This window comes from Pseudochelatococcus lubricantis (assembly GCF_011762225.1).
GTDB classification, from domain to species: Bacteria; Pseudomonadota; Alphaproteobacteria; order Rhizobiales; family Beijerinckiaceae; genus Pseudochelatococcus; species Pseudochelatococcus lubricantis.
Genome location: NZ_JAASQI010000007.1, coordinates 1 through 14888, shown reverse-complemented (window position 1 = coordinate 14888; position 14888 = coordinate 1). Strand labels below are relative to the sequence as shown.

The window sequence follows — 14888 nt, the reverse complement described above, 5'->3', positions numbered from 1 at the left end:
GCCATGGTGCGGGTCGTTCATGAACTGCCGGGACGTCTGCGTCTGAAGCTGGCGGAAACCCCCGATGCGCTCGCCCGCGCGGCGGCCGCCGTGCGCGATGTTCCCGGCGTCGCCCGCGTGCGCGTCAACCCCGGCTGCGGTTCGCTCGTGGTGCGTTACGACGGCGATCCGCAGGTGCGGACACGCATACTGGCCGACGCCGCTCATCCGCCGCCGGCGGCCTATCCGCTGGTGCAGCCGACGCCGGGCACGGAAGGGTCGCAGTTGGCGCTGGCGGGCGCGGCGGTGCTGGCCTCGCTCGTGCTGCCGCGCGATGCCGCGCGCCTGCTCACCGCCGCCAATGTGGCGGGCACGATCGTGCGCGGGGTTGCGGCCGCCGCTACAGAAGGTCTCAAGGTCGAGGTGCTCGACGCGCTGGCCATCGGCGTGCCGACGCTGCGCGGCCGCTTCGTCACCGCCAATTTCACCCGCTTCCTGATGGAACTTGCCACCTATATCGAGTCCACTACCGTGGAGCGTTCCGATGAGCTGCTGCGCTCCCTGCTGCACCGCAAGCCGGACGATGTGTGGGTGGAGCTTCCCGGCGGGCAGCTGGCACAGACGCCTTTCGCGAGCCTGAAGGGCGGGGAGCACGTGGCGGTCGGCCTCGGCGAAACCGTTCCCGTGGACGGCCGCGTGGTGTCGGGCGACGCCTATGTCGACCAGTCGGCGGTGACGGGCGAGAGCCTGCCGATTCCCCGTTCGCATGGCGACGAGGCGCTTGCCGGCAGCATCGTCACGGACGGACGTCTCGTGATCCGGGCGGAGCGCGTGGGCGAGGCCACGACCACGGGGCGCATCACCCGCTATATTCAGGAGGCGCTTGAGCGCCCGGCGGAAATCGAGTCCGTCTCCGAGGCGCTGGCTGACCGGCGCGTCGGCATCACGCTGGCTTCGGCCGCGGGTGTCTTCGCCGTCACGCGGGACTGGCGGCGCATCGAATCCGTGTTCATGGTCGACTATTCCTGCACCGTGAAGCTCGGCACGCCCATTGCCCTCAAGACGGCGATGTACAACGCGGCCCGGCGCGGCTGCCTGGTGAAAAGCGGCCAGACCGTGGAGACGCTGGCCGGCGTCGACACTGTCGTATTCGACAAGACGGGAACGCTGACCCACAACACCCTCGAAGTGACGGACATCGTGCCGCTTGCCGATCGGCTGACCGAGGACCGCGCCGTGGCGATCGTCGCGTCGCTGGGCGAACACACGTCCCATCCGATCGCGCGCGCGGTCGTCGAACTGGCCCGCGCCCGCAAGCTCGCCCATGTGGACCACGAGGAGGTGAATTTCATCGTCGGTCACGGCGTTCAGGGCATGATCGGCGGGGACGTCGTGCGCTTTGGCAGCCGCCATTATCTGGAGGACGACGAGCACATCTCATTCGCCCGTGAACGGGAACTGGTGCGGGACTTCCAGTCACAGGGCAAGTCGCTGCTCTATGCGGCATGCAACGACCGCCCGCTCGCCGTTTTCGCCCTGCGCGACCGGGTGCGCGCGGAAGCGGGGGACACGCTCCGCCGTCTGCGCGAGGCGGGCATCAGACGTCTCGTCATGATCACCGGCGATCATCGCGCCAAGGCGCTTGCGCTCGGCGAAGCGCTCGGGCTCGACGATGTCCACTATGAACAGCAGCCTGAAGACAAGGCCCGCATCGTGGCGGACCTCAAGGCAGCAGGGCACCGCGTCGCCTATGTCGGGGACGGCGTGAACGACGGGCCGGCGCTCATGATGGCGGATGTCGGCATCGCCATGCCACGCGCCGCCGATATCGCCCGTGCCACCGCCGACATCATTCTGCTGGACGATCACCTCGCGTCGCTTGCAACGGTGCTCGGCCTGTCGCAGGGCGCGATGAAGCTGATTCATTCGAATTTCAGGGTGGCTGTGGGCGTGAATTCCGCCATCCTCGCCGGCGCGGTATCCGGCCTTCTGCCATCGCTCGCGACTGCGACGCTTCACAACGGCACCACGATCGCCGTGCTCATCCGTTCCCTGCTGTCGGGGCGGCGGAGCTGACGGCCGGCCAGTGCGCGGCAGCCTCCAGACGTCCCCCGCGAAAAGGCGCTCCGGGAGACATTCCCGGAGCGCCGGCTTCAGGCCGGGCAGGACGGCTCAGCGATGCGTGGTGATGCGGCCGAAAGTGCTCTTCGTGCCCCAGACACCGCGGCGCAGGCATTCGAGCTGAAAGATCTGGCTGTGGTCGACGAACAGGTTGATGTCGATGCCATAGTTCTTGATGTACCACTCGAACACCTTGGGATCGGCCGCCTCGAACATGACGTTTGCCTGCCCGACCTCCTTCATGATCCTGGCCGCGACATCAGTGCGCCACGGATCGGCGTTCTCGGTGATGCCTTCGGATTCGATCATGATGATGTCGGCGCCGGCGTCGAGCGCCGCCCGTGCGGTGTCGATGAGGATCTGCGGGTCGCGCGTGCCCTCCGCCTCCAGTTCCTCGCGCGAGGTGTCGCCGCCGGCACCGAACTGGATGCCGATCTCGGGCTTGGCCTTCAGCCCGGCCTTCTTCACCTTCTCGACGAGGCGCAGCAGGTCCGGCACCGGCAACTGGATGAAGCCGGTGGACAGCTCGACATAATCGAAGCCGAGCCGCTTCACCTCGGCGATGTAGTCATCGACATGATGGGCGGCGCGCGCCAGCACGTTCTCGATCCATCCGCCCGTCGAGACGTAGAGGCCGTGATCGTGGCAGATGTCGAGGTATTTCCTCACCGCCTCCTCCGGCAGCAACGAGAAAGAGCCGCCGGAGAATTTGAAGCCGTCGATGTGCTCTCCGAATACTTCGAGTATTTCCCGAAGATAGGTCGGCGTGACTGATGCATAGTACGGCCCCCGGATTTCGGTGATCGACTTCGTGCGCGGCTTCGGGTCGCGGTTGTTCATCGGCACGAAGGGGAACAGGCGGTTCTTCCACACTTCGGACTGCTCCCGGGCGATTTCTTCCGTGCTCATGGCTATCTCCTTGCTTGGTCGGTTGGGGGGAAATCAGGCGTTGAGGTTCGCGAGGATGGTCGCGAAGTCGCGGATGCGCAGCTTCTCGATGTTCCGCACCGCGTCCACGATCGACGTGCGGGCACGCTCTGACGTGAACGGCTCCGCGAGGCCGTTGAACTTGGCGATGACCGTTTCCCAGCTCATCGGGCGGGTGCGGAAACCTTCGTAATCCGTCTTGTCGATGGAGAATTTCCGGCCGTCTTTCAACGTCACGGTGATGGTCGTCGCAACTTCCTGCGGGAAGCGGTCCGTGTAATCCTGGTTGGGGCGCACGGTGAAGCGTTTCAGCAGGCCCTGGATGTCGTCGCGCAGGATGCGCCCGGGCTCGTACTGCGCAGGCAGGACGTTGCCGTCGATCAGCGCCACGCCGACCATGTATTGCAGCGAGTGGTCGGCCTCCTCCTTGGTGCGGATGACGGTCTTGTCGCCTTCCTCGCCGCCGCCGATGATGTGATAGGCGACGTCGAAGATGTCGATCTCGATGCCGTCGATCTCATCGGCCTTGAAGCCATGCCGTTTCTGTAGTTCCAGCGCGCCCTCGATGGAGGACTGCGAATGGATCTCGGCGTTATATTTCTTGATGATCGACAGCTTCACGTTTTCGAGATCTTCCTTCGACCAGTCGATCTCGAACGGCCCGGCAATTGCTTCCTTGAAGCCCTTGTTGCCCTCGAACACTTCCTCCGGCCCGGTGATGCCGCGATAGGCGAGGAAGGCGGCATGCGTGCCCACGAAAGCGGTGTTCGGATAGGCGAGACCCTTCCAGTGCGACAGAGCGCCCGTGCGCGTCACGCGCAGCGCGTTGTTGCACGTGCCGCTGATGGCGATGGCGTTCGCCGTCTTCCCGGCGTCGAGCCGCAACGCCCGCGCGACGCCGGCCGCCACTGCATAGGCACCCTGCACGGTGTGGTCGAAGCCCCTGGCGCGCACCGGCGCGACATCGCACAGCCGACCCTGCACCTGATAGGCCACGGCGAGCGCCGCGAGGAATCCATCGCCGTCCTGATCGGCGTATTCGGAGGCGGCGAGCACCGCGCCGAGATTGTCGCTCTGGTGGCAGGTCTCGCCCTTGGCGAGATAGCTGTCCATGAAATCGAGGTAGCGGACGAGCGCGCCGTTGTAGAACGCCGCACGGTCCGGCGCCGTCTTGCCGCCGCCGATCAGCGTGGCGAGCGGTCTGCCGCCGAAATCCTCCACATGCGTGCGGATATACTTGATAGGCTCTCCATTGAGAGCGCCAATTGCCACGCCGATACTATCGAGGATACGCTTCTTCAGCTCATCGCGGGCCTCAGCGGACAGCGAGGCGGCATCCGCGGACGCAACGAAGCGGCCGAGGCGACGAACCTCGGTGTCTTTCGGATCCGAATTGTGGGCGTTCATATTCTCTCCTTGCACCGTTGTCGTGAAGGCAAAAAATGTAATTATTCCAGAAAAAATAATCTGGAATTATTATTTATTTATGATCGACTCTGGCGATCAACGTTATTGCGAGTCTCATCATTATTTGCTTATGTATTGAGAGTCAATCGGCATGTTGTATATTTAAGTTTCTATAACTCAGTAAACGGGGTGAGCAATGAGCAGGTCTGAAAACGGTGATACCGATCGCGCAGACAGCTTTTCCGGTGCGGAGCCGGGCGGGGAACCGATCGGCTTCTCCGATCTGGAGCCGGATGAGGTGCTGCTGGTGTCGCTGTTCCGCGGCTGGCGCCATGGCGCGCCCACGACAGCAGTCGCGGTGCATATGCTGGCTATTCGCCTGCGGAATCTCGATTATTATCAGTATATGGATATATTATTGGATGTTTTTGAAAGAATTTGTCCTGCAGGTTGCGGTCGGCCGGAGCAGATCGAGCATCCGCTGCTCGTGCCGGAGGAGGAGGCGCTCATCGGGCATATGGCGGCGCTGCTGCACCAGCCTGAAGGCGTGACGGGCGCGCGGCCGTTCAGCGTGCGCCCGGTGGCGGCGATCGCCCGGTCGGGCCGCGACCGTCTGGAAATGATGATCGCCCGAAGCTATCGCCTCGTGCATGCCCGCCTTCCCGTGGGCCTCTGATGTCGCGAATGCCGATCCCGCCGGCCGCCGCATCCGTCAGAAAGGAGCCGCCGCCGGAAACGGCCGGCTGAGGCCCGCCGCGCCGGCAAGCCCGAAGCGCCAGGGCTGATGAAGGTTGCGGGAAATGCCGATGCGTGTCCCGGTCACGATGTCCGCCGGCGATGCTGCGGGCGGCAGGACCAGAGACAGTTGTCCACCATCGAACGGAGCGCCGTTGTCCGTCAGGGAGATGCCAAGCGCCTGCGCCACACGGCCCGGCCCGGCGCAGAGCGGCATTCTGCCTTGCCGCCGTGCCTGCATGATCCCGAGCCCGATCCGCGGTTCGATCGCCCGGATCAGCACGGCTTCGCCGGGGCGCCCGACCACGTTGAGGCAAAGATGGATACCGTAGGACCGGTAGACATAGGCATGGCCGGCGGGCCCGAACATGGCGGCGTTCCGGGCGGTCGGGCCGCGAAAGCTGTGCGAGGCGGGATCGTCGCGTCCGTAAGCCTCGGTCTCGATGATGATGCCGCCAGCCCCCCGGACGACAAGCTGCGCGCCGATCAGCGCGCGCGCCAGATCGACTGCCGTCATCCCGGCATCAAAGGGCGGAAACACAGGCAACCTCCCTTGCAGCGGCTGAAAACACCCCGGTTCGTGAGGAACCGCTGCACGATATATCGCTACTGGCGCCGGCGCGCGGCACTCCGTCCGTCTTCATGACCGGTTATAGCGTCAGCATCGTCGTTTCCGACTGCTTCTGTCAGATACCCATCGTGCGGAAGCCGACGGATGCCGCGTCCACGTGACGCGGATCGGCCTTGCCCGCGAGACTTGCTGGGCTTCGAGACTTGCGGCGCTTCGAGACCTGCGGCGCTTCATGACACGGACGTCCGGCCGGTCCGCACCGATCAGGCGAACGCGGTGTCGACGTACTGCTGGACGCGGGCGAAGGCGGTCTGCGCGCCTGCGACTGCGCGCGCCTCCTGCTCCGGCACGAGTGTCGCCGCGTCGAGCGAGGCGGTGAATGTCCGCCAGTGCGCCGCGGGGCCCTCCGGCGCGGGGGCGAGATGCCGCGCGCCGAACGTATCCGACAGGCCGAGCTTCTCGGCCATCTTGCGCAGCAGCGCGGCGCCCATGTTCGAGCCTTCCGCCACATAGAGCCAGCCCAGCGCCGTGGCCGTGTCGACCGTATCCGGCGTGAAGAACGGCGGTGTGTCGCCGGCCGGAGCGTCCGCGCGCAGATCGGCGAGGTCGGCCGCGACCAGCCCGAGGCGCCGCCGTTCGGCAAGGCCCGGCAACAGGGCGCGCAGACCGGGATCGTCGTAGAGCGCGTCTATGTCGCGATGGAAACGGTGCTGCACGCCGAGAAAGCGCGTGTACCCCTCTACGCTCCCGAACGGATCCGCCGCCATGATCGATTTGTCGAGCCGGTCATGCGTTTCATGCGTCAGCGCCCTCAGGCGCCGCGAGCGGCTGTCGGCATTATCGAGGGATGGGTCGGATGTCGTGATCGTCATGAGAACAACCGTCGGGAAATATTCAAGGTATCGCTCGCCTGTACAGGGACCGTGGGAAAAGGCATCGCGCCCACCCCTCTAGCATGAATCGCCGCGTTGCATATAGCCTCACCTCGGCTGCCCGCGCGATGATATTTCATGCCGCGCGGGGCGGCCGCAGCGCCTCCGGCATGACGCGCCAGACGATTGCTGTGGCGCCGATGGCGCCCTGGGCTATGCAGATCGCGGTCACGATGGCGCAGCCGACAAGGCCGAAGGCCGGCAGCAGGATTGCGCCCAGAACGATGCAGGTGAAGAACTGCAGGAGATTCAGCGTGCGGAGCTGAACTCCATATCCCGTCATGGCGAGCAGGATGTCCTGACAGGGCAGCAGGCAGTTCACGAGCTGGCCCGCCGCCATGATGACGAGCGCCGTGGCGGCGATCTCGAAGCCATTCCCCAGGATGGACAGCAGATGGGACGGGAACAGCATCATCACCGCGATCATGGGGACCCCGAGCAGCGTGATGCACAGCCGGGTATTCGCATTGACGCGCCGCAGCTCCGCCATGTCGCCGCGCCGGTGGCTGGCAGCGAAGCGCGGCGCGGAGATCGTGCCGATGGCGAGGATGACGACCCACATCATCATGGATATGCGATGGGCCACGCTGAAGGCGCCGACAGTCGACGCATCCGTGAACATGCCCAGCGCCAGCATGGGGAGGGAACTGAGCGAGACCTGAACGATCTCGACGACGCTCAGCGGCAGCGCCGTGCGCCACAGCGCGGGCATGGCGTAGACACCTTCCGGAAGTGCCGGGGAGGTCGTGGTATCCGTCGTGCTTGCCGGGTGGCGCGCGAGGAAACGCAGGATCGGGACGACACCCAGAGCCGCCGCCGCCAGCATGGCCGCCGCCAGAAACACCAGCAGGTCCTCGATGGTGTTCGCGGCGTGGGCGACCAGGCCCAACACGGTCAGGGCCGGCCATAGCGAGTTCTGGATGAGCTGGGCGAGCACACCCTGCTGGAAACCGGCCAGAATGCCGCCGATGACGACGCTCAGCGTCCACGGAACGATGGCGAGCGCTGCCGTCTGCATCGGGGCCACCAGCGCGGGTTCGCCGAAGAGGTGAATCGACACCGGCTCGGCGAAGGCATAGGTCAGCAAGGCGGCGACGACGCCTCCGCAGGTCGTCAGCAGCATGCCTTTCAGCAGATCAGACCGCACCGAGGAAAAGTCCTTCACGGCGGCTGCCGCAGCCAGATGGCGTGTCAGCGCGCGCTCCAGCCCCATGCGCGCGATGGTGGAAGCGAGCCCCATCCATGTCAGGCACAGAAAGAACAGCCCGGCTTCGAAAACGCCGAACCGGTGGGCCGCCAGCACGTACAGGAGGAATTTCCCGATCACCTCCATGCCCCGCACGACAACGCCGACCCCGTAGACGGCCATTGCGGGAGCAAGCGACCATAACCGGCTGACCATGGATCCCATCAAGAATTCTCCCCGGAAACTGGCGCGCCCGCGGTGTGCTGCCGCCGTTGACGGTTGTCCGGGCCGCTTACGGCCGGCACGTTACCGTGGGCCATGGCCTGCGCTGGTAATAGGGCTGCAGGTCCAGCGTTTTCAGGCCGTTCCAGAGCGAATCGTTGTGTTCGGGACACATTGTCATGACGGCCTGCACCGGATTGCCCCGCCAGTGAGCGGGGATGTGGATGGTGACGAGGAACGAGTTGAACTGCGGCAGCGGATCGTTGATCCACCAGGAGGTCGGCAGGTGCTCCTCGAAATATTCCTTGAGAATGCGGCGCGGGTCGAAGGGATAGGGGTTTTCCTCCGGATTGATGAAGCCCTCAGGCGACGCCTCGCGCGGCATGCCCTGAAGGGATTGCGCCCGCGCGCCGTCGGCCTGCGGGAACACGATCCCGGCGGCGCCCACGATTGCGGCGGCGATTGTCCGCGCGATGCGTCTCATTTGTCCGGCCCCGTTCGACAATACCGCAGCCGGCTGCACCGGCCTGATACCGTCTAGCAGAAGCGAGCGCCCTGCGGGAGACCGTCTATGCGACTTCCTGGGGGCTTGGATGTGCGTCCTCATGATGGCAATGTCTCCGCGGCCGCCCCGGGCTCGGGGGCGGGCCGGGCGCCTGAGCCATTCGCCTCTTCTGGAGACGCAAGCATGACCATACGAACGGGATACCCTCGCGATGGCATCCACGATGTCTGCGTGGTCGGGAGCGGCCCGGCGGGGCTTGCGGCCGCCATCCACTGCGCGGAACTCGGCCTGTCCGTTGTCGTCGTCGAGGCGGGCGGCATGCTTCCGCAGGATGGCGCATCCCTGCCGCCCTATGGCGAGGTGGTCGATCCGGCCCGCCATGCGCCGCTCGACGTCGCCGTCTGCCGCGCTCTCGGGGGCAATTCGTGGTGGTGGGGCGGTTGCTGCATGCCGCTCGATCCCATCGATTTCGCGCCACGCGATTTCGTGGCGGATTCCGGATGGCCGATCGACGAGGAAGATATCGCGCCCTACTACGAGAAGACCGCCGCCTTCCTCGACTGCGGGCACCTCGTGTTCAGCAGTCCGGCCGTTGCGTTCCAGGCACTCGACGACAGCGGAGACGTGACCTTTTCCCGGCTCGAACGGTGGGCGCGCACGCGCGCGGCGCCGAAACGCCATGGCGCATTTCTGCGGGACGCCGCCGCCATCACCGTATGCCTCGGGACGACGGCGATCGCCATCGAGCAGGAGGACGGGCGCGCCCGCATCCGCGTTCGCGATGCCGGGGGAGAAGCGACGGTCAATGCACGCTTCCACGTTCTCGCCGGCGGCGGGCTCGGCTCCACGAAGCTGCTTCTGGAATACCGGCGGCGCCATCCCCCGGCCTTCGGAGGCAGGGAGGGGGCGCTCGGCCACTACTACATGGGGCACGTTCACGGATCGATTGCCGACATCGTCTTCGACAGGCCGGAACTGGCCGAAAGCGCGGATTTCTTTCTCGACGACGCGACATGGGTACGCCGCCGCCTCGCCATCACGCCGCAGGCCCAGATCGCACATGAAATCCTGAATACGTCCTTCTGGGTCGACAACCCGCCTTTCCACGATCACCGGCACCGCAGCGGTATCCTTTCGGCCGTCTTCCTGGCCCTGAGCTTTCCCGCCATCGGCCGTCTGCTCGTCTCCGAGGGTATCCGGCGCGTTCATATCGGCACGAACCGGAATTATGCGGCCCACCTCGCCAACGTCATTCTGAATCCGTTCTCGACCGTGGCGGCGGCCTGGCAAATCCTGCGGCAGCGATATCTCGACAAGCCGCGCCGGCCCGGCTTCCTCATCCGCAACAAGGCAGGGCGCTACGCGCTGACCTTCCATGCCGAACAGATGCCGCAGCGCGCGAGCACCGTCCTGCTGGCCGACGACGCTGCCGACGGCGCATTGCGCATCGATCTGCGCTTCTGTCCCGCGGACGCTGTTTCCATTGTCAGGGCGTATGATCTGGTTGACCGAAGCCTGAGAAGCAACGGCATCGGCCGGCTGGAGTATCACGTCCCCGCCGAGGAGCGGGAAGCGGCCGTGCTGGGGCAATTGACGGATGGCTACCACCAGGAAGGGTTGATGCGCATGGGGCACGCGCCGGCGACGAGCGTGGTCGACGGCAACTGCAAGGTGCACGGCTTCTCGAATCTTTACGTCGCCTCGACAGGCGTCATGACGACGAGCAGCCAGGCCAACCCCACCTTCACCGCCTGCGCCCTTGCGGTACGGCTCGCCCACCATCTGGCGGAGCCGGGTGCGCGGGAAACGGGTGCGCGCGACAGCAGCGGCGTCGCGGCGCCGACGTCAGTCTGACGCGCGGATGAAGCGGCTCAGGGAATCTTTCAGCACACTGTCCGGGTGGACGAACCAGAAATTGTTCAGATAGTGACGTCGGCTGTTGATGCGATAGCCCGGCTTTTCCAGCGCGAGGCTGTTCAGATCCTGAATGGCGCCGAGCTGCTCGGCCGTGGTGATGGAAACGGGCGTGAGGGCTCCGCCCACCGGCGACACGTAGGAAGCGTAGCCCGCTTCCCGCAACTCGGCGAACAGGTCCAGACAGCGAGAGTTGTGCCTCAGCTCGATCTCGATCAGCAACACGGGGTGCGCCTTCGCCAGCACCTCCCGCATACCGGCGATCACCTCGTTCTCGAAGCCCTCGACGTCGATCTTGATGAAATCGATGAGAGCAGGGTCGAGCCAGGTGCTCTCGCGGCAGAAGTCGTCCAGCCGGATGGTGTTGACCGCGATGTCGCGTCCCTGCGGAAACGCGGTGTGCAGCGAAGCCATGGCTGTCACCGCCTCGTTTTCCTGGACCGGAATCGAGAGCGTGGCGACGCCGTTCCTGTCCGAAAGCGCCTCGTTCCGGATGATGACGTGTTTCTGCCCGGCGAAAAGCATGTTAAGCAGCCGCTGCATGAACGGAACAGGCTCGAAACAGACAAGGGTCTTGCTGACGCGCGCGAGATGCAGCGCATAAGTGCCGGCATTGGCGCCAACGTCGATGCCGGTGCGGATGTCGAGAGAGGGGAGCAGCAGCTCGTCCGTATCCGAGTACAGTTTCAACGCCGGTACGATCAGTTTTCTGTAGATGTACTGAACATAAAGGCTACGCTTGAGGATATTTTTCAGGCTGCGGGAAAGGGAATTCGCTGAAGGCGTTTCTGACGAAGCTGTTACACGCACCAGCATCTCCTTTAGCGAAAAACGATCAGCAACATGCCCGCTTCATACCATCATATCAGGGAGGGTGACAACGGTTTCCGGCCCGCCCGCCTCTCCAAACGGTTGAAAAGCCGGCGTATCTCTTGCTAAAATCGGTTCGTGGAAGTTCGTCATGAAAAATTCTATTCTGTAAAAAAACAGTTTTTATATTTTGATATGCATATATAAGGCTATTTATTATAATCATATGTCAAATCATGGCACCTTGATGCACGGACAGTTGATCGCCCGCGACGGGTTCGCGCAACCAAAAGCCGCCGAACGGGTCTCGATCCAGTATCTGCGCGCCGTTGCGGCGCTGATGGTTGCGGGCGTCCATCTGCAGCCCCAGCTCGAACGTCTGGACCACGGCGGTGCGTGGCCCCAGTGGCTCATCGGCGGCGTGGACATCTTCTTTGTCATCAGCGGGTTCATCATGTGGCTGACGACGCGGGGGAGGCCGCAGACCCCGCTTGTCTTTTACCGCAGGCGCTTCCGGCGCATCGTACCGCTGTACTGGCTGATGACGGCGTTCATCGTCTCGGTCCTGCTGCTGGCGCCGGACCTGCTGTATAGCGCGCGCCTCGATCCGTGGCACGTGCTGGCCTCGTTCGCCTTTATTCCGTATCCCAACCCGGCGACCGGTTTGCTGGAGCCGCTGCTGATCCCGGGCTGGACGCTGAACTACGAGATGTTCTTCTATCTGCTGTTCGGCGCGGCCTTGCTGATTCCCGACCGCGGAAGGGTTATCGCCGTCTCCGTGCTGCTTTGCGCCATCGTGTCGCTGCAGGCGCTGAATCCGTCGCCGGACACCTTGCTGTCGTTCTACACGTCGAGCATCATCCTCGAATTCCTGCTGGGTATATGGATCGGCGTCTGGCACCTGCGGGAGCGCCGGCGGCCGACGGTGCATCTGTCCCTCACTCTGCTGGCCGGCGGTTTCGCCGCCATGGGCGTGCTGCCCACCCTCTGGCCGGAGCTGCCGCGTCTCATCGGCCTCGGCCTGCCGGCGGCGGTGATCGTCGCGGCGGCGCTGAGGCTTGAACAGGCCGGCGGCATCCCGGACTGGCGCGGTCTCCGGCTGCTCGGGGACGCTTCCTACTCCCTCTATCTGTCGCATCCGCTGGTGCTCTCGGCCGCCAGCCGGATCTGGAAACAGATGGGCCTGCCCGGCATCGGCGCGCCGGCATGGACATTCGTTCCGGCTGCCATGGCGGCCTGCGTCGCTGTCGCCATCGCCCTCTATCTGACGGTCGAACGCCCTCTCGCGACCCGCAGAAACCTGCGGCGCATGCCGCCGCCGGGCCGCCCTGCCGGAGCCGGCGATACCGGCGACGAACACAGTTATTGATTTTATTGATTTTGAACGAATTCTTATCGGTCAGATGATCCCATCCGACCGGAACGCGCTCCAAGGCTTTTCGCATTCTGATTGAAGCAGGAACGCGAAAAGCGCTTAAATCCGCGTGTCGATCCTGCGCCGAAAAAGCCGAGCTTTTTCCGCCAGAGACCGGTCCGCTGCAGCGCCGGCACAACGACCGGGCGCATCACGGCACCTGACGATCGCATCCGTCGAGCCGCATCGCGAGGCACATGTCCCGTGCGAGCGCCCGATAGTCGGTGCCGTGCTGGCAACCGGTTTCAGGGGAGCATACGCGCAGGGCGTAGAGCATCGCTCCGCCTTTGGCGTCGCGCCGGGCGGTGGCCATGAGCCTAGCCACGTCCTTGGCCGTGGGCACGGGCGAGGAGGGATCCACGGGCTGGGAAGCGATGCCCAGCAGCAAGGGGCCGCTCCAGACGCTGCGATAGGCGGCGAACGCGCGCTCGGGATCGTAGCGCGGCCCGGCGTCATATCCCATGATGGATACGATATCGATATGCCGGGCTGCGGATGAGCGCAGCACGCCCAGCATGGAGCCCGTCCACGGGCTGCGGGGCTGGTCTTCGGCGAAGGCGCCCTCGCCGTAGGCACCAACGCTCCAGACGGGAACGGTCAGGAGAAACGGACGCGGCAGCACGGCACGGATGCGCTCGATGTAGTCAGTCCACAGCGCGTAACTCCCGCAGACGATCTTCCCCGCCGGCAGCGTCGTGCAGGCGGGGTCCTCCGGCTCGAAATCGAGATCGATGCCGTCCGCCCCCAGATCGCGCACAAGCCGCGCCAGCGCATGCTCGTCGAAGCGATGCCAGTTCTTGCCGCCGACCGAGATGACGACGCGCGTGCCGGGATTGCGTTTCTTCAGCAGGCGAATGGCGTCTCTCAGGAGGGGGCCCGGATACGGATACTGAAGCCCGGTGCGGGAGATGTCGAGGTCGCCCGCATAGACGGCATCGGGTCGCGCGAAGGCGAGGGCCACGATATCCATGAAACCGGGAATGCCGGCCAGCGTCGTGGCTTCCGCCGTGGCGGCGGGCGTCTCGTACCAGCTTGCATGGTAGGCCAGAAAATGGCGTCGCTCCTTCGCCCGGGCGTTGTCCGCGCCGGCGAGAAGGAGGACAGCCGACAGGCAGGCGAGCAGCCAGCCTGCGTGACGGGTCAGAAGACGTCGCGTCCGGCCATGCCCTTGGTGACCGTCAGCAACATGATTTTTATATCGAGCCATAGGGACCAGTTTTCTACGTAATAGAGATCGAGCTCGATACCAGCCATGGCTTTCTCGAGGGTGTTGATGCCGCCGCGCATGCCGTTTATCTGCGCCCACCCCGTGATGCCCGGCTTCATCTGATAGCGGTTGGTGTACGCGCGCAGCGTTTCGTAGCGCAACGATTCGCCCACGAGCATGTTGGGGACGTGCGGCCGGGGGCCGACGACCGACATCTCCCCCTTCAGGACGTTGATGAGCTGGGGCAATTCATCGATCGAAAGCCGGCGCAGCCAGGCGCCGCAGCGGGTGATGCGGGGATTGTCCCGCTGCGTTCCGAGCGAGCCGTCGTCCGTGGGATCGACGGTCATGGTGCGCAGCTTGTAGACGCTGAACAGGCGGTTGTTATAGCCGACGCGCGTTTGCCGATACAGAACGGGGCCGGGGCCTTCCAGCTTGATGGCGATGGCGGCCAGCAGCAGGATGGGGGAGACGAGGATCAGGCCGATGGTTGCGACGACATAGTCCTCAAGCCACTTGATCAGGATGAGCGACCCTCTGAGCGGTCGGCGGACGACCTGCAGGCCGTGCAGGGCGGCGATGTTGACCACCGCCGCGAAACGCAGATCGAAGATGCGCGGAGTGAGCGGCACGATCGTATCGATCGCGAACCGGTTGAGCTTTTCGATCAGGCTGCCGATGGTGCCGGCCTCGCTCCACGGCAGGGCGATGACGACCACGTCGAAGGAATTGCGCGTCAGTTGCGGCAAAAGGTCATCCACCGTGCCGAGCACGGGCGCCTCCGGTGTCCGGACGTCGCCGCCGAAAGAAGCCGCGGCGCCGCGCGGTGCTTCGAGAAAAATGCCGACAAGCTGGAAGAAACGAGGTCGTAGTGAGGAATTAAGTTTTATCGCAATTGGATATGAATTGCGGCGAGCATGACGAAGCCCATGAAGTTTGCTATGAGCTTGTCGTACCG

The 14888-nt window shown here is 64.7% G+C and carries 13 protein-coding genes; 4 read left to right on the top strand and 9 right to left on the bottom strand.

Features of this window, described 5'->3' with window-relative positions; genetic code table 11:
• Window positions 1-3 precede the first annotated feature (3 nt).
• Window positions 4-2055 (top strand): heavy metal translocating P-type ATPase, encoded by a 2052-nt coding sequence (locus tag FHS82_RS14185; RefSeq protein ID WP_166953982.1) that lies wholly within the window; start codon window positions 4-6, stop codon window positions 2053-2055.
• Window positions 2056-2151: 96 nt separating this feature from the next.
• Here FHS82_RS14185 and FHS82_RS14180 read toward each other — a convergent pair whose 3' ends face one another.
• Both FHS82_RS14180 and FHS82_RS14175 read right to left on the bottom strand, forming a co-directional pair.
• A complete protein-coding gene (locus FHS82_RS14180; protein WP_246225353.1) occupies window positions 2152-3009 on the bottom strand; it encodes a phosphosulfolactate synthase in 858 nt (285 codons plus the stop codon).
• A gap of 33 nt (window positions 3010-3042) precedes the next feature.
• On the bottom strand, window positions 3043-4434 hold the full coding sequence (locus FHS82_RS14175) for an MmgE/PrpD family protein (protein WP_166953980.1): 1392 nt from the start codon (window positions 4432-4434) through the stop codon (window positions 3043-3045).
• A gap of 196 nt (window positions 4435-4630) precedes the next feature.
• Here FHS82_RS14175 and FHS82_RS14170 point away from each other — a divergent pair, with 196 nt between their 5' ends.
• Complete coding sequence (locus tag FHS82_RS14170; protein ID WP_166953978.1) at window positions 4631-5110, top strand: hypothetical protein; 480 nt, start codon at window positions 4631-4633, stop codon at window positions 5108-5110.
• A gap of 36 nt (window positions 5111-5146) precedes the next feature.
• Here FHS82_RS14170 and FHS82_RS14165 read toward each other — a convergent pair whose 3' ends face one another.
• The 4 genes from FHS82_RS14165 to FHS82_RS14150 all read right to left on the bottom strand — a co-directional run bounded on the left by FHS82_RS14165 (window position 5147) and on the right by FHS82_RS14150 (window position 8564).
• A complete protein-coding gene (locus tag FHS82_RS14165; protein WP_166954462.1) occupies window positions 5147-5686 on the bottom strand; it encodes a DNA-3-methyladenine glycosylase in 540 nt (179 codons plus the stop codon).
• 317 nt (window positions 5687-6003) lie between these two features.
• On the bottom strand, window positions 6004-6612 hold the full coding sequence (locus FHS82_RS14160) for a biliverdin-producing heme oxygenase (protein ID WP_166953976.1): 609 nt from the start codon (window positions 6610-6612) through the stop codon (window positions 6004-6006).
• A gap of 136 nt (window positions 6613-6748) precedes the next feature.
• Window positions 6749-8083 (bottom strand): lipopolysaccharide biosynthesis protein, encoded by a 1335-nt coding sequence (locus FHS82_RS14155; protein WP_208394257.1) that lies wholly within the window; start codon window positions 8081-8083, stop codon window positions 6749-6751.
• A 67-nt stretch (window positions 8084-8150) separates the two neighbouring features.
• The gene (locus FHS82_RS14150) at window positions 8151-8564 is read right to left on the bottom strand and encodes a hypothetical protein (protein ID WP_166953974.1); all 414 of its coding nucleotides are present in this window, start codon (window positions 8562-8564) and stop codon (window positions 8151-8153) included.
• Window positions 8565-8768: 204 nt separating this feature from the next.
• Here FHS82_RS14150 and FHS82_RS14145 point away from each other — a divergent pair, with 204 nt between their 5' ends.
• Complete coding sequence (locus FHS82_RS14145) at window positions 8769-10439, top strand: FAD-dependent oxidoreductase (protein WP_166953972.1); 1671 nt, start codon at window positions 8769-8771, stop codon at window positions 10437-10439.
• Here the strand turns inward: FHS82_RS14145 and FHS82_RS14140 are convergent.
• On the bottom strand, window positions 10431-11189 hold the full coding sequence (locus FHS82_RS14140) for an FkbM family methyltransferase (RefSeq protein ID WP_166953970.1): 759 nt from the start codon (window positions 11187-11189) through the stop codon (window positions 10431-10433). The genes FHS82_RS14145 and FHS82_RS14140 overlap by 9 nt on opposite strands.
• A 367-nt stretch (window positions 11190-11556) precedes the next feature.
• Here FHS82_RS14140 and FHS82_RS14135 point away from each other — a divergent pair, with 367 nt between their 5' ends.
• Window positions 11557-12678, top strand: a complete 1122-nt coding sequence (locus FHS82_RS14135; RefSeq protein WP_166953968.1) for an acyltransferase family protein — start codon at window positions 11557-11559, stop codon at window positions 12676-12678.
• 196 nt (window positions 12679-12874) lie between these two features.
• Here the strand turns inward: FHS82_RS14135 and FHS82_RS14130 are convergent, their stop codons facing one another.
• Window positions 12875-13930 carry a glycoside hydrolase family 18 protein gene (locus FHS82_RS14130; protein WP_166953966.1) on the bottom strand — a complete coding sequence of 352 codons (1056 nt, stop codon included), beginning with the start codon at window positions 13928-13930 and terminating at the stop codon, window positions 12875-12877.
• Complete coding sequence (locus tag FHS82_RS14125) at window positions 13864-14703, bottom strand: exopolysaccharide biosynthesis polyprenyl glycosylphosphotransferase (protein ID WP_343042582.1); 840 nt, start codon at window positions 14701-14703, stop codon at window positions 13864-13866. The genes FHS82_RS14130 and FHS82_RS14125 overlap by 67 nt, the downstream gene beginning before the upstream one ends.
• Window positions 14704-14888: the final 185 nt, after the last annotated feature.

Coding starts and splice junctions, on each gene's coding strand:
- FHS82_RS14130 (WP_166953966.1), bottom strand. CDS start 13,930: ATGGCTCGATATAAAAATCATGTTGCTGACGGTCACCAAGGGCATGGC.
- FHS82_RS14180 (WP_246225353.1), bottom strand. CDS start 3,009: ATGAGCACGGAAGAAATCGCCCGGGAGCAGTCCGAAGTGTGGAAGAAC.
- FHS82_RS14175 (WP_166953980.1), bottom strand. CDS start 4,434: ATGAACGCCCACAATTCGGATCCGAAAGACACCGAGGTTCGTCGCCTC.
- FHS82_RS14145 (WP_166953972.1), top strand. CDS start 8,769: ATGACCATACGAACGGGATACCCTCGCGATGGCATCCACGATGTCTGC.
- FHS82_RS14150 (WP_166953974.1), bottom strand. CDS start 8,564: ATGAGACGCATCGCGCGGACAATCGCCGCCGCAATCGTGGGCGCCGCC.
- FHS82_RS14185 (WP_166953982.1), top strand. CDS start 4: ATGGTGCGGGTCGTTCATGAACTGCCGGGACGTCTGCGTCTGAAGCTG.
- FHS82_RS14155 (WP_208394257.1), bottom strand. CDS start 8,083: ATGGGATCCATGGTCAGCCGGTTATGGTCGCTTGCTCCCGCAATGGCC.
- FHS82_RS14160 (WP_166953976.1), bottom strand. CDS start 6,612: ATGACGATCACGACATCCGACCCATCCCTCGATAATGCCGACAGCCGC.
- FHS82_RS14165 (WP_166954462.1), bottom strand. CDS start 5,686: ATGACGGCAGTCGATCTGGCGCGCGCGCTGATCGGCGCGCAGCTTGTC.
- FHS82_RS14170 (WP_166953978.1), top strand. CDS start 4,631: ATGAGCAGGTCTGAAAACGGTGATACCGATCGCGCAGACAGCTTTTCC.
- FHS82_RS14135 (WP_166953968.1), top strand. CDS start 11,557: ATGCACGGACAGTTGATCGCCCGCGACGGGTTCGCGCAACCAAAAGCC.